The organism is Chryseobacterium sp. JJR-5R (assembly GCF_034047335.1).
Taxonomy (GTDB): Bacteria; Bacteroidota; Bacteroidia; order Flavobacteriales; family Weeksellaceae; genus Chryseobacterium.
In genome coordinates, this window is the sequence record NZ_CP139137.1 from 820,114 (window position 1) to 834,462 (window position 14,349).

The window sequence follows — 14,349 nt, forward strand, 5'->3', positions numbered from 1 at the left end:
TACCACTGATAAAGTATACATATTTAAAAATCAGCAATACCTGTCTGTTGTACAGCTATTGCTTTTATCGTATCATAAGCACATTAGAAAGTGGACAAACATCAAAGTATTTTAGATCTTCACCCCGGTCTGGTTTGGGGATTTGCGGTAACTGTAGTTATCATGCTGCTCCTGGACTTAGGGGTTTTCAATAAAAAGAGTCACGAAGTTTCCTCAAAGGAAGCCACCATCTGGTCTGTTGTATGGATCTCGCTTTCCATGGTTTTTTCAGGAGTGGTCTATTGGGTTTTCAATACAGACGGTTCACCGGAAAGCCATGCTTTGGCAGTAGAGAAATTTACGCAGTATCAGGCAGCATACTGGATTGAGAAAGCCCTTTCGGTAGACAACCTGTTTGTATTCATCCTGGTTTTCGGTTTTTTTAAAGTCCCGAAATACCTTCATCACAAAGTCCTTTTCTGGGGGATTATCGGGGCACTGATTTTCAGGGCGATATTCATCTTCGCAGGAGTGGGTTTAATCAATCTGACCTATCTTCCTGAAATGAATATTTTCGGGCACGCAGTGAAGATTAATGTTGTGATGGCCCTGTTCGGCCTGTTCCTCGTCTATGCCGGAATTAAATCCTGGGGAGGCGGTGACGGTGATGAAGACGAGGATTACAGCAATACCGCGGGAGCAAGGCTGATTAAAAGATTCTGGAAGGTTTCCGATAATTATGCAGGAGATAAATTTTTCACCGTTCAGAACGGGATTAAAATGGCAACGCCCCTTCTGGTAGTGGTTGCCGTAATTGAATTTACGGATGTGCTCTTTGCAGTGGATTCCATCCCTGCGATCTTTGCTATCTCCAATGACCCTTTTATCCTTTATACCTCCAATATTTTTGCGATTTTAGGATTAAGGTCCCTGTATTTCCTGCTGGCAAACTTCATCCATATGTTCAGCAAGCTGCCTTACGGGCTGGCCGTGATCCTGACTTTTATCGGGATAAAAATGCTCATTGCACCGTGGATTCATATTCCGTCCCCGGTTTCATTAGGAATTGTAGGCGGAGTCCTGGTCATTTCCGTTCTTTTATCAATCATTTTCCCTGATAAAAAAGAAGATGACGGTAAAGAAGAGCTCGGACAATAAACTAATAAAAAGGCTTTACCATGTGTAAAGCCTTTTTATTTATGATAATTATTTGATTGAATAAATTATTACCGCTGGTATTTCAGAAGCTTATTGATCTTCCGTCGGGTCTGGACAGAAACTTTGTACGCCTCATCCCTGAGCCTCTGGATTTTCCCTACAGGCTGAAAGAAAAGTTTGTTTTCAAAAGGATTAAATGACAGCATTTCGTTGTCACAGGATGTGGCATCCAGAAGCGAATTCCTTTCAATCCTTACTTCCCCGATTTTTACATAGGGGGACTTTTTCCATTCCACATTCAGCTGGTTGACAGGCTGGTGCTTCAAATTATAACAGATCTGGATCAGAACATCAGCTGTAAAATCCTGATTGTTTAAATACTGCTCAATCGCATCCTTTACTTTTAATTTTTTTCCGAAATGCCTGTCCACGCCCTGCGGTTTCAGCTTAATCTTCATCATATGGTCTCCCAGGCGGTATACGCCTACAGAATGGAAATCGAATGATAAAATAAAATCATTTCTCTTATTCCAGAGTTTAATCACATTTTTCGCAAAGGAAGCGGTAAACGTAGAAGGAATTACTTTGATAAGCTGCAGCAGCAGGGAAAAAGAGTTCCATTTTTTAACAAAGAACTGGTTTACTGAAGTGAACAGTTTTAAAAAAGTACTTACGGAATTAATCGGGAATAAAGGAAAATTAACCATCGGGTAATTCGCGATGAGCATACCGTTGTTATCCTTTATTTTAACGGCAAAACCATAGGCAGGAATGTCTTTTTTACCACGTTTAACTTTAAGGTGCGCATTGGAGAACCTGATGGTCAAATCATATTTTTCCTCATCAAAAAACGGCTGGAATTCCTCAGGAATACCTTTGGCAATTAAAAATTCGCCCTTCACAACCGCGTAGGTCTTCGCATGGGCATTACGCGTGGCGTAGTTAATGTCACTCGTCGTAGGTGACTGTTCAACGAAATCCGAAATGCTTTTTTTGTTAATTTCAAGAAGTTTCTCTTCGTCTGCAGTCAGCTTATCGTATTCCTTATTGTATTTTAATGGATCTGGCATTCAGTTTTTAAGTCCAATTATAACGCCAAGTTTTTGAAACGGTGTTAATAGAGTATTAATGATATTTGAACTTTCTTGACGATAAAGGTTTATGGTTAACCGATTTAATATTAAAATACTGAAAACAAAAAGGTTAGAGCGGGTAAAGGAGACCTCAACTGAAAAGTCTTCACTTTACCGTACAGATCTTCGCGCCTTAAAAAATACTATATTTGTAAAAAATATCAATTATGGGCGTAGCAGATATGTTATTTAAGCGTAAAAAAGAGCAGGCAGAAAAGAATCTGAATGACGGTAAAGAGTATATGGAAGCATATGGCAAGCGTGAAACGGTTGTTCAGCTGCCAAGCGGCCTTCAGTATGAGATCATCAAAGAAGGAGACGGGGAAAAACCGGGCCCGAGGTCTACCGTAAAATGCCACTACCACGGAACCACGATTTCCGGAAAGGTTTTCGACAGCTCTGTGAAAAGAGGGACTCCTGCTTCATTCCCTTTAAACAAGGTAATCAAAGGATGGACGGAAGCATTACAGCTGATGCCTGCAGGAAGCAAATGGAGACTGATTATCCCGCCGCATCTGGCGTATGGAGACCAGCAGATCAGCAAGGAAATCGGGCCGAACAGCACCCTTGTCTTTGAAGTTGAATTGCTTGAAATTAAATAGGCCCATCTTAAAAATAGCTTAAAATTTACCCGGATTCCGGGTAAATTTTTTTATTTCCGTATTTTAGTCAGGAGATTAATTAAAAACAGTTAGGTAATCACAACAGGATTGGAACAGTCTTGCTGATTAATAAAATACAATGAAATGAAAAAACTGATTTGCCTTTTAACAGCCTTCTGTCTGCTGGCTTCCTGTATGTCCAGGAAAAACCAGGCCATCAGGCAGAATATTCTGACTTTAAAAGACAGCTACTGCAAAGCCCCCTTTAAATACAATTATTCAGAGAAAATACCGTCTTACCGTTCAGATTCCATTATTGCAGCCAACCAGGACCTGAAAGGTATTTTTTCTGACCAGAGCATCCTGATTTTAAATGCCCTGGATAACCTGGATGAAGTTCATGAAATCATGGAGCTTAAAAAAGATACTTCCCTTGCATCGCAGGTAAAGGTTCTGCAGCTCAAAAGTAAAATCAACAGCAAAATAACCATTGCTTTAACGGAACTGGATGCGGTGGCCGCAGAATTTGACTGTGAAGGAGAGCGGGTGGCACAAATCGGGAATTATGTGGATAACCTGAATGATTCAAGGAACAACAGGCTGATCTTATATTCCATTGTTACAGGCGCCGCCGCATCCATCGCAGGAGGAATTATAAGAGATGATGCGTGGAGCAGTGCCGTTGATATCGGAGGCGGCGCTTTAGGCGCAGGATTCGGCCTGGCCACTTTTAACCCCAAAGGGAAAAAAGTGGAATTCATCCATCAGAGGAACCTATTGAGGGACATCTGGAAGGAGAAGCTGGAATCCCCAAATTTTCCGCCTTTTATATGGTATATGTACACAGAGAAGAAATTTTCAAACAAAGAGAAACATTCTATTATCAGCAGCATGAAACAGCGGTGGCTGCATTATCAGTTTGATGATGATCAGAACGCCGCAGACCGTTCCGTTATTTTCAGCGATGGAGGGTACTACCGTTCCGGCGACCTGCATGACAGGGCGGCTATGCTGAACCAGATGCAGTCGGCAACACGGACCATCAATCAGAACATCAATTACCTGCTCCTGGACCTGGACAAGCTGATCTTGTAACCAAGTAAGAAATAAGGCCGTTTTTTCTTTAAACCGGCGGTTAAAAGCGCCTGAATCTGTACATTTGCTGCTGATTATTGTTACAGATGTCAGAATTAAAAAAAATCAGGGAAGAACAGAACCTCACGCAGGAAGAACTGGCCGGAAAGTCAGGCATTTCCGTCAGGACCATTCAAAGGATCGAAGCAGGAGCCGATCCTAAGGGTTATACGCTTAAAAATTTGGCCTCAAGCCTTAACATCACTGAAAAAGAGCTATTGGCTCGGGACATTCAGGCAGAGATAAAAATACAGGCTGAAGAACCTTTTTTTACAGGAGAAAAAGAAGAATCCGTTAATTATACCTGGGTTAAAATGATCAATATTTCTTCACTTCCTTTCGCATGGTTACCGGTTGCTAATTTCCTGCTGCCGTTATTGGTGATGTTTTTCACAAAACAGAACTCTTCAATAGCCAAACAGATTATTTCCCTCCAGATATTCCTGGCCGTCATTTCGCCCGTTATTTTTATGATTGTCGCTCTTCTTAAGCTTGGGTCTAAGGCTGTCCTCATGACCATGATCCTGCTCACCCTTTCCAATATATACATCATCCTGAGAAATGCGTATGAAATTGACCGGAAACAAAAACTTTTCTATAAGCTGAATTTCAGTATTATATAAGGCTGGCAGGCAATTGTCAGGTCTTTGTCAGGTTGAATTTTCAGGTTCTATTTAATTATTTCTGAATCTTTGCCAAAAATAATTCAATGACAAAACGTACCTGCATCAGCATCTTTATTTTCTTTCTTTTCATCGGGAGCCTGAAAGCCCAGATCGATAAAAATTCACCTTTATTTACAGAACTGAAGAAACAGGACAGCCTCTTTTTTGAGCGCGGATTCAATAACTGTGATATGTCCTACCTGGAAAAATCAGTAGCCGGAGATCTTAAGTTTTACCATGACAAAGGCGGTTTTCAGGATAAACAACTATTTCTAGAAAGAACAAGACAGAATATCTGTTCCAATCCTGACCAGAAGCCTATCCGTAAAGTAGTAGAAAACAGCCTGGAGGTTTTTCCTCTGTATAATAACGGGAATCTGTATGGTGCGATACAGTCCGGGGAACACCGTTTTTATATCCGGGAAAAGAATAAAGAAGATGTGCTGGGAGGCCAGGCAAGGTTCACGACGGTCTGGTTGAAAAAGGACGGAAACTGGATGATGAGTGATGTCCTGAGCTATGATCATCAACAGCCGGGTAAGGCACAGATTACAGATCCTATTGAACAATTGATGAAAAACAACCGTATTCCGACTTTAGGATTGGGCATTATAGAAGGTGGAAAACTGACACAGGTAAAAGTATACGGAACGCTTGACGGCAAAACGGCCGCACCTTACAACAGTCTTTTTAATGTTGCATCTTTGACGAAACCGGTAACCGCACTGGTTGCTTTGCGGCTGGTAAGCCTTGGGAAATGGAGCCTTGATGAGCCGCTTTATCACTATTGGACAGACCCTGATCTTGCAAAGGACGTCCGGCATAAAAAATTAACGACCCGATTGGTGTTAAGCCATCAGACCGGTTTCCCGAACTGGAGATGGCAGCGCAAAGATAATAAGTTAAGCTTTGAAGCTGATCCCGGAACGCGCTACCAGTATTCAGGAGAGGGCTTTGAATACCTGCGGAAAGCGATTGAGAAAAAGTTCCGTAAAAGTCTGGAACAGCTGGCAAAAGAACTTATATTCCGGCCTCTGGATATGGGCGACACCAGTTATATCTGGAACGAGCAAAAAGATTCGGAAAGAATGGTTACAGGTTACGATAAAAATGGGAACCCTTACGGAAACGTAAAAAATAAAACAGTGAATGCAGCGGATGATCTCATCACTTCTGTAGAAGATTACGGTAAATTTTTAGTGGCTGTACTGAATGACAGTCTGCTGTCACCCGCTGTTTTTGAAGATGTGAAAACCAGGCAGGTTAAAATCAAAAACGATAAATATTTCGGACTCGGTTTTGAAATCTATGACCTGGGAAACAATGATATCGCCCTTTCACACGGCGGTTTAGATAAAGGTGTCAATACCATTTCTTTCCTGTTGCCCAAAACAAAACAGGGCCTTGTCATTTTCACCAATGTCGAAAACGGATATACCATTTATGAAGCCCTGATCAATCAATACTTTGGCGGGGCCGGAAAAAAGATTGTAGAAATAGAAACCAGGTAAGGCTCAATGAACCGGAATAAATTACAGTTAATTTTGCAGTCGGGTTAAAATTATTTCTCGCAGATTTTTATGTGCATTTAAATCTGCGAGATCTAAAAAAACCTGCAAGAATATATGCAGCAAGCAAGCTTTAAAATTTCGCAGAGTTTCAGTACTTAATTTAACACATTTTTAATTGTAATTGATTTTGTTACAATTAAGAAAATATTTACCTTTGCAAAGTAATCAAGATGAATAACACAAGATTTGCAACCGCAGTACATATCATGACGTTACTGGCAGACAGTCCGCAGGATTGGCTTACATCCGAATGGATGGCAGGCAGCATTAACATCAATCCTGTAATGGTCCGTAAAGAGCTGAGTATTCTGAGGGAAGCAGGTCTGGTAATCAGCCGGCAGGGAAAAGAGGGTGGAAGCCGGCTGTCCAGAGATGCGGAAGCTGTTACCATTGCGGAGATTTACGCTGCAGTGAAGAACACGGATGTCTTAGGTAAAAAGAACCGAAAGCCCAATCCGCTTTGTCCTGTTGGAAAAGAAATCAATGATCATTTAAATGCCCTGTTTTCAGAAACAGATCAGCTGGTTATAAAATTTCTGGGAAATAAAACCCTTAAAGAATTTACAGATCATTTCAGTTAAATTTTTTTGATTATAAATGTAACAAAATGTATTACAATTAATTTAAATAAAAAAGTATGAAAAAAGTAGCAGTAATCGGAGCCACAGGATTTGTGGGAACACATGTGATTAAAGAATTGTCAGACAGAGGATATGAAGTGGAAGCTATCGTAAGAGATGCCTCAAAAGTTCAGCAGAATGAAAAAGTAACGGCAAAAAGTGTTGATGTAAACCATGTAGAGGAACTGGCGGAAGCCTTAAAAGGAAATGATGCGGTGATCAGTACATTCAATGCAGGCTGGACCAATCCGAACCTGTATGATGATTTCCTGAACGGTTCCGTGAATATTGAAAAAGCCGTAGAACAGTCAGGGGTAAAAAGATTCATTACCGTTGGCGGGGCGGGCAGCCTATTTATTGACGGAAAGCAACTGGTGGACGGTCCGGATTTCCCTGCCGATATCAAGCCCGGGGCCACTGCCGCGAGAGATTACCTGAACAGAATTAAAGAAAACAATACATTGGACTGGACATTCTTCAGCCCGGCTATCGAAATGCATCCCGGAACGGCAGGCGTAAGGACAGGAAGCTACAGAACGGCTCTTGAAAATCCGGTATTTGATGAAAACGGACGAAGTGTGCTTTCCGTAGAAGATGTTGCCGTAGTCTTGGTTGATGAACTGGAGCAGAATAATCACATCCGTGAGCGTTTTACAGCGGCTTACTGATCTTTTTCAGAATCTGCTTAAAAAAATTACGGCGGCCTCGTTCTGAACGAGGCCGCCGTAATTGCTCAATATAATCATTTAATCTCTTTATAAATTCATGAACAGCTTCGGGTTTACAGGCGTATTGTTCTTATGCACCTCATAATGAAGGTGCGGGCCGGTAGAGCGGCCGGAATTTCCTGATTTGGCAATTACCTGCCCCACTTTTACCTTGTCATTTGCTTTAGCTACCAGCTGGGACAAATGCCCGTAAAGCGTTGCAAGCCCGTTGCCGTGGGATACGATCACACAGTTCCCGTAACCGCCTTTCTGCCCTGAGAAAATAACCGTCCCGGCAGCCGTTGCCACCACGTCAGAACCGAACGGTACTGCGATATCCAGTCCTTTATGAAACTGCATCTGGTCTGCTTCCGCCGGTGGATTGTTCTTTTCTGTCGGTTTTTCCGTGTTGCTGCCTGCTGTATTTTTTGCTGATGCAGTGGCTGCCGGAGCCGAAGGAGCGGCTTTCGGTGTTACCATCACCTTTACCTGCCTTTTTTCTCCGTAGCTGTCGGTAACTTCAATAATTCTTTCTACCGGTTCAGCCTTTACTTCCGGAGCAGCAGGGGCCGCGGCAGGTTTCGGCATATTGCCCGGAGCGGACTTCACAGAGGCAAAAACGGTTTTAAAAGGGATCGGGTTCTTTCTGATCCCGAAATTCGATGAAATGTATCCTTCAGTAGGCATTCCCAAAGGAACCTGCATCAGTTTCTTTTGAAGATCCATCAGGTACTGGCTGTACCGGTTGGCCTGTCTGGCCAGATAAATGGAATTGGAAATGCTGTCTTTACTCAGAATTGTCAGTCTTTCAATGGGTACATCCTTAGACCTCAGGAAAGAATTCAGTTCTGTAACAGTCTGATCTACCAAAGTGAGATCTGTTTTCATTTTCAGGTAATCAACACTGTCTTTTTCAGTATTTATTTTAACAAGATTTACTTCATAATTTTTGTCGTCTTTTTCAGAATACAGTCTGGCAATGAACATGCCCTGTGCAAAAACCACTGATAAAAGCCCTCCCAAAAGGATGTTTATGTTCCTTCTGCTGCTTAGAAAGTTCTTCATTTTTCTTCTCTTAGTATGTTACAAAACGGTTTAAGCCTGCAAATTTAATTAAAAATATACTTTATGGCATATTTTTAACAACACTTTAAGTATTCAGATAAATAACGGAGAATTAAATATTTAATTGTCCTTAAATATTAATTTTTATTGGAAACGAGATTTTATCATGTATCTAAATACGTGCTTCAATCTTTGTTTTAATATATTTGCAATTCACATTTTCTATCATGGCTAAAAAGAAAACGGTTACAGAATCTAAATCGAATACAAAAAAAAGCAAGAATGATGTTGCAGTAGGGGTTGTCGGAAGCGGGAGTTTTGCAACGGCTATTGTAAAAATGCTTGTTGAAAACTGTAAAGTGGTACATTGGTGCGTAAGAAACGAATACGTAAAAGGAGCCATTGAGCAGAGAGGCCATAATCCGACTTATCTTACGGCAGTGAATTTTAATCTTAAAAATTTAAAGCTTACCACCGATATCAATGAGCTGGTGTCTGCCTGTGACACCATTGTGCTGGCTACGCCGTCCATCTATCTTTCTGATATGATGGGTAATATGACCTGTGATTACAAAGACAAGATTTTCGTTTCTGCCATTAAAGGGATTATTCCCAAAGTAAATGATGTAGTGGCCCATTACCTGCGGGATGAATTCAGGATTGGGTTCAGGAACCAGGCAGTTATTGCCGGGCCTTGCCATGCCGAAGAAGTAGCCATGGAGCGGCTTTCGTACCTTACGGTTGCTACGGTAGAAGAATCAACCTCTCAGAAATTGGTAGATATATTCAATTCTGATTTCATCAAGATGCGTTCCAGCAAAGATATCTTAGGAAATGAGTACAGCGCAATCCTTAAAAATATTTTCGCCATCGGAGCCGGGATTGCCAGTGGCCTGGGATACGGGGACAACTTTACGGCCGTTTTCGTCTCAAATGCCATCCGGGAAATGGAGACCTTCCTTGAAGCCATCTATGAGGCACCGCGGGATGTGAATGAAAGTGCTTATTTAGGGGATTTACTCGTAACAGCGTATTCACTGTTCTCAAGAAACAGGAACCTCGGGAATCTGATCGGGAAAGGCTATACGGTAAAATCTGCAATCCAGTCTATGAACATGGTAGCAGAAGGATATTATGCAGCGGATTCTATTTATAAGACCTCCAAAGAGAAAGGGCTGGCCCTTCCGATCATTGATACCATTTACGGAATTCTGTATGAAGGGAAAAATGCAGAAAAGCAATTCAAAAAACTCACGACAAAACTAAATTAATCCAGATCAACTGGATTGATTCGGGAATTTTATATCTGACACTTGGGTACCATTAATCTTAATGGTTGATTTTGCGATTTTGTTAGTCTTGTCATTGTATACCATCATTAAAACGTCATAAGTTGATTACTTTTGCCTATGTTTGAAAGGCAATACCCGTGTTCATATAAAATAAGGCAGATAAATTGTTTAAACAAGCCTTTACTCTGAGAAGTTTTCCCGAAATTTGATATCATATTTAAATTTTAAATTATGTCACAATCGCTTACAAGCAGAACGCCGAAACCGAAATACGACGTTGTCCTTATCGGTGGCGGGATCATGAGTGCCACCTTAGCTACTTTATTGCATGAATTTAATCCGGATCTGGATATTGCCATATTTGAAAGACTGGGCAGGTTTGCCAAAGAAAGCACCGCAGCCTGGAACAATGCAGGAACAGGGCATTCTGCATTTTGTGAACTCAATTATACGCCTGAAAAACCTGACGGAACCATAGATATCTCCAAAGCGGAAAGTATTGCGGAACAGTTTGAGATCTCCAAACAGTTCTGGTCTTATCTGATTACCAAAGGATACATTCAGGAGCCCAGAGACTTTATCAATTCCTGTCCGCACATGAGCCTGGTATTCGGTGAAAAAGATGCTGAATATTTAAAAAAGCGTCATGATAAGATGTCGGGTTCCGCTCTGTTCAAAGGAATGGAGTTTTCTACGGACCATGAAAAACTGAAAGAATGGATTCCTTTGGTCATGGGCAAAAGAAATCCTTCAGAAATTATGGCGGCTACGAAAATGGACTTGGGAACAGACGTCAATTTCGGGGCCCTCACCAGAAAAATGGGCAGGCATCTGCTGGAAGATTCCAATGTTGAGGTTTTCCTTTACCATGAAGTGAAAGACATCGATCCCAAAGAAGACGGAACCTGGGAAATGAAAGTGAAAGACAGGATCCACAACCATAAACAGGAAGTAAGAGCAGACTTCGTTTTCATCGGTGCAGGCGGATATGCGCTGCCGTTGCTGGAAAGTTCCGATATCAAAGAAAGCGAGGGGTACGGCGGATTTCCGGTTTCCGGGCAATGGCTGGTAACCCATAATCAGGAATTGGTGGAGAAGCATCAGGCAAAAGTCTATACCCAGGCCACTGTTGACGCACCGCCTATGTCTGTCCCTCATTTGGATTTAAGGATTATTGACGGTCAGAAAGCCTTGCTGTTCGGACCTTTCGCAGGGTTTTCAACAAAATTCCTTAAAGAAGGAAGCTATCTTGACCTTCCTGAAAGCGTCAATACCAAAAACCTGAAATCTTTATTCGGGGCATGGTGGCATAATATTCCGCTGACAAAATATCTGGTTCAGCAGGTAGCAATGACCAAAGCACAGAGGATACAGCATCTCAGGGAATTTGTTAAAGATGCCAGAGAAGAGGATTGGGAACTGAAAGTGGCAGGACAGAGAGTTCAGATCATCAAAAAAGACGAAAAAGCAGGCGGCAAACTAGAGTTCGGTACTGAAGTGGTGGTCAATAAGTCCGGAACCATCGCTTCTCTGTTAGGCGCTTCTCCCGGCGCATCTACGGCAGTGTATGCCATGCTGAATGTCCTTGAAAAATGCTTTCCTGAAAAACTGAACGTAGAATGGAAAGAAAAATTACTGGAGATGATCCCTTCCTACGGCCAGAAGCTTTCCGCAAATCCGGAGCTTACCGAAAAAGTGAGGGATTATACCAAAGAAAAGTTAAAACTTGAATACTAAACACCTGTAATGAGCAATGGGTGATAAGCAATAATCAGTTATCTTTGTAAATTACTTATTACCCATCACTTATCATTAAAACTGAAATGTCTGATACCCTTGTAAAACCGGTCATCGCAAAAGAACTTCTGGAATCTCTTCAGGCAAAAATAGAAGAGGAGCAGCAGGTGATTGTCCACTGCTGTTTTCCGGCATCGCCGTTTTTGGGAAACCTGATCAGGATCTGGAATACCACTTATCTTTTTGATAACCAGTCGGCACACGAGAGCAAGCTGATTCATGCAGAAAATATTACCATTTACCCGAACTGGACACCGGTTCCTTTTATGAGAGATTTTTGGTTTACCCTGGTTTTTTCAGGCCTCCCGAAAGACTGCAAAAGTTTTGATCTGAAAGAAGTAATTCCTGAAGAAGGCGGTTTTTTTGTAGAATCCATCAAACGGAACTCTTCAGATATTTACCGCGTAAAGATTTCTGAATCTTATTAATTCATGTTAGTCAGGGTCAGCCTGAAAGCCAAATATGGAAATAAAATTCAGTTTTTCACAACCATGCTGTGAAAAGCTGAATGTAAACCTTAAAAAAAGTACCGGTCAGCAGTAAAACCCTGAAGCCTTACGAAGAACGGTTTGATCAGGTTTATTATGAAATAAATGACTGATGATAAAATACTTAATGCTGCCGGAAATCAATGTAAATAAACTCATAATGAAAAATCACCTGTTTATCTTTTTACTATTTCCGATAATAATCTTCGCACAGAAGGCTTCAAAAGAGGAGCTGGAAGTAAAAAAGTTTCAGAAAGCACTGAATGAAGAATACCTGAACCCGAAGGAAACGCCTTTGCGTGGAGATCATTTCACCAATTTCAAAGCACACCCGTTCTTTCCGGTTAATTTAAAGTACAGGGTTACGGCAAAACTCTTAAAAACAGAGCGTGCAGAACCTTTTGACCTTCCTACCTCATCCGGCAAAACAAAACCGTACCGGGAATACGGCAAGGCCACCTTTACTTTAGAGGGGAAACCCTATACGTTAACCCTGTACCAAAGCCTGGATTTGATAAAACAGGCAAAATACAGGAATTATCTTTTCCTCCCTTTCCGGGATCTGACCAGTGAAAAGGAAACCTACGGCGGAGGAAAGTACCTGGACCTTACCATCCCGAAAGGCAATACCATTGTGCTGGATTTTAATAAATCCTACCATCCGTACTGCGCCTATAATGCGTATGATTACAACTGCCCGGTTGTGCCTGAGGAAAACAGGCTGCCCGTGGAAATCCGTGCAGGCGTTAAATATGAAGATATTTATCATTAACCTATGGTGAGCCTGCAGTTTTATAACGAAAGCGATTTTGCCGGAGTAAACTATACGCTGGATCATATCCAGGCGGCATATACTTCCACTGCAGCACTGGCACTGAACAGAATCTCAGAAAGGGACACCGGTCTGGAATTTGCCGTTACCGTTTTCAGCAATGAAAATCCTGCCGGGTTTTTTACCCTGGATTTCGGTGATGACAAGCTTGATGCAACAGGCAACCCGGATTCCGTATTGCTGCGGTCTCTGTCCGTTAACCCGGAATTTCAGGGGAAAGGAGTAGGGAGACGCATTATGTTGCAGGTAGACGGCTTTATTCGCGAAAATTTTAAAGACTGCAATGAAATTGTTTTGGCTGTAAACCATGATAACAGTTCCGCTTACGAATTGTACCTTAAAGCGGGATATCACAATGAAGGCCGGACCAAAACCGGCAGAAACGGGCTGCAATATCTGATGTATAAAAAACTTTAAGAAATTTTTAATCCATATTCTTATGTTTGGCGTGATCCTTTCTTCTCAATTGAGGTAATTCAAATCATAAAACATGGAAATCTCTCTTCAAAATCAGGTGGCGGTAGTTACAGGAAGCTCCAGCGGAATCGGGGCCGGAATCGTAAAATCTTTGGCATCAGCCGGGGCAACCGTTGTCGTTAACCATTCTTCCGAAAGGTCGGCCGGCGAAGCTGAAGCCATTCTCAAAGAAATCACCGAAGCAGGCGGAAAAGGAATTGTCTGTCAGTGTGATGTTTCCAAAGAAGACCAGGTAGTAAAAATGTTTCAGGACGTGGTTTCACAACTCGGCACTGTAGATATCCTGGTTAATAATGCAGGCGTTCAGAAAGATGCTAAATTTACTGAAATGACCCTCGACCAGTGGAACACTGTGATCGGCATTAACCTTACCGGCCAGTTTCTCTGTTCCAGAGAGGCCATTAAAGAATTTCTCCGCCGCGGGATTGATCCTTCACGCTCCGTTGCCTGCGGAAAAATCATCCACATCAGTTCGGTCCATGAAATTATTCCATGGGCAGGGCATGCCAACTACGCCGCGAGCAAGGGTGCCATCAGAATGCTGATGCAGACGCTGGCCCAGGAATATGGGGCTGATAAGATCCGCGTGAATTCCATCTGTCCAGGTGCGATTCAGACACCGATTAATAAAGATGCCTGGAGCACTCCCGATGCATTAAACTCCCTGATGAATCTGGTTCCTTACAACAGGATCGGACAGCCGCAGGATATCGGCAACCTTGCTGTTTTTTTGGCAAGTGACCTGGCAGATTATATTACCGGAGCCAGTATGTTCGTTGACGGCGGAATGACTACTTTTGAAAGCTTCTCAACGGGAGGATAAATTTTT

The 14,349-nt window shown here is 42.1% G+C and carries 15 protein-coding genes; 13 read left to right on the forward strand and 2 right to left on the reverse strand.

Annotated features, from left to right (window positions below):
- The first annotated feature begins 90 nt into the window (after nt 1-90).
- Nucleotides 91-1,137 carry a TerC/Alx family metal homeostasis membrane protein gene (locus SD427_RS03910; RefSeq protein ID WP_320559985.1) on the forward strand — a complete coding sequence of 349 codons (1,047 nt, stop codon included), beginning with the start codon at nt 91-93 and terminating at the stop codon, nt 1,135-1,137.
- 68 nt (nt 1,138-1,205) lie between these two features.
- Here SD427_RS03910 and SD427_RS03915 read toward each other — a convergent pair whose 3' ends face one another.
- The gene (locus SD427_RS03915; RefSeq protein WP_320559986.1) at nt 1,206-2,207 is read right to left on the reverse strand and encodes a catalase; all 1,002 of its coding nucleotides are present in this window, start codon (nt 2,205-2,207) and stop codon (nt 1,206-1,208) included.
- Between the two features lie 230 nt (nt 2,208-2,437).
- Between SD427_RS03915 and SD427_RS03920 the strand changes: the two genes are divergently transcribed.
- From SD427_RS03920 to SD427_RS03945, 6 genes are all read left to right on the forward strand, one after another.
- Nucleotides 2,438-2,872 (forward strand): FKBP-type peptidyl-prolyl cis-trans isomerase, encoded by a 435-nt coding sequence (locus SD427_RS03920; RefSeq protein WP_320559987.1) that lies wholly within the window; start codon nt 2,438-2,440, stop codon nt 2,870-2,872.
- A 144-nt stretch (nt 2,873-3,016) separates the two neighbouring features.
- On the forward strand, nt 3,017-3,967 hold the full coding sequence (locus SD427_RS03925; RefSeq protein ID WP_320559988.1) for a hypothetical protein: 951 nt from the start codon (nt 3,017-3,019) through the stop codon (nt 3,965-3,967).
- A gap of 86 nt (nt 3,968-4,053) precedes the next feature.
- A complete protein-coding gene (locus SD427_RS03930) occupies nt 4,054-4,629 on the forward strand; it encodes a helix-turn-helix domain-containing protein (protein WP_320559989.1) in 576 nt (191 codons plus the stop codon).
- 86 nt (nt 4,630-4,715) lie between these two features.
- Complete coding sequence (locus SD427_RS03935) at nt 4,716-6,182, forward strand: serine hydrolase (protein ID WP_320559990.1); 1,467 nt, start codon at nt 4,716-4,718, stop codon at nt 6,180-6,182.
- A 230-nt stretch (nt 6,183-6,412) separates the two neighbouring features.
- Nucleotides 6,413-6,823 (forward strand): Rrf2 family transcriptional regulator, encoded by a 411-nt coding sequence (locus SD427_RS03940; RefSeq protein ID WP_320559991.1) that lies wholly within the window; start codon nt 6,413-6,415, stop codon nt 6,821-6,823.
- Between the two features lie 56 nt (nt 6,824-6,879).
- Nucleotides 6,880-7,530 carry an NAD(P)-dependent oxidoreductase gene (locus tag SD427_RS03945; protein WP_320559992.1) on the forward strand — a complete coding sequence of 217 codons (651 nt, stop codon included), beginning with the start codon at nt 6,880-6,882 and terminating at the stop codon, nt 7,528-7,530.
- An 87-nt stretch (nt 7,531-7,617) separates the two neighbouring features.
- On the opposite strand, the gene SD427_RS03950 is transcribed toward SD427_RS03945, so the two are convergent.
- Entirely contained in the window at nt 7,618-8,634 is a 1,017-nt protein-coding gene (locus SD427_RS03950) for a M23 family metallopeptidase (RefSeq protein ID WP_320559993.1), read from the reverse strand.
- Between the two features lie 227 nt (nt 8,635-8,861).
- Between SD427_RS03950 and SD427_RS03955 the strand changes: the two genes are divergently transcribed.
- The 6 genes from SD427_RS03955 (at nt 8,862) to SD427_RS03980 (ending at nt 14,343) form a co-directional block, all read left to right on the forward strand.
- Complete coding sequence (locus SD427_RS03955; RefSeq protein ID WP_320559994.1) at nt 8,862-9,905, forward strand: NAD(P)H-dependent glycerol-3-phosphate dehydrogenase; 1,044 nt, start codon at nt 8,862-8,864, stop codon at nt 9,903-9,905.
- Between the two features lie 252 nt (nt 9,906-10,157).
- Complete coding sequence (gene mqo, locus SD427_RS03960; protein ID WP_320559995.1) at nt 10,158-11,663, forward strand: malate dehydrogenase (quinone); 1,506 nt, start codon at nt 10,158-10,160, stop codon at nt 11,661-11,663.
- Nucleotides 11,664-11,749: 86 nt separating this feature from the next.
- Nucleotides 11,750-12,151 carry a hypothetical protein gene (locus SD427_RS03965; RefSeq protein ID WP_320559996.1) on the forward strand — a complete coding sequence of 134 codons (402 nt, stop codon included), beginning with the start codon at nt 11,750-11,752 and terminating at the stop codon, nt 12,149-12,151.
- Between the two features lie 220 nt (nt 12,152-12,371).
- Nucleotides 12,372-12,983 carry a DUF1684 domain-containing protein gene (locus tag SD427_RS03970; protein ID WP_320559997.1) on the forward strand — a complete coding sequence of 204 codons (612 nt, stop codon included), beginning with the start codon at nt 12,372-12,374 and terminating at the stop codon, nt 12,981-12,983.
- 3 nt (nt 12,984-12,986) lie between these two features.
- On the forward strand, nt 12,987-13,460 hold the full coding sequence (locus SD427_RS03975; RefSeq protein ID WP_320559998.1) for a GNAT family N-acetyltransferase: 474 nt from the start codon (nt 12,987-12,989) through the stop codon (nt 13,458-13,460).
- Nucleotides 13,461-13,533: 73 nt separating this feature from the next.
- Complete coding sequence (locus SD427_RS03980) at nt 13,534-14,343, forward strand: glucose 1-dehydrogenase (protein ID WP_320559999.1); 810 nt, start codon at nt 13,534-13,536, stop codon at nt 14,341-14,343.
- Nucleotides 14,344-14,349: the final 6 nt, after the last annotated feature.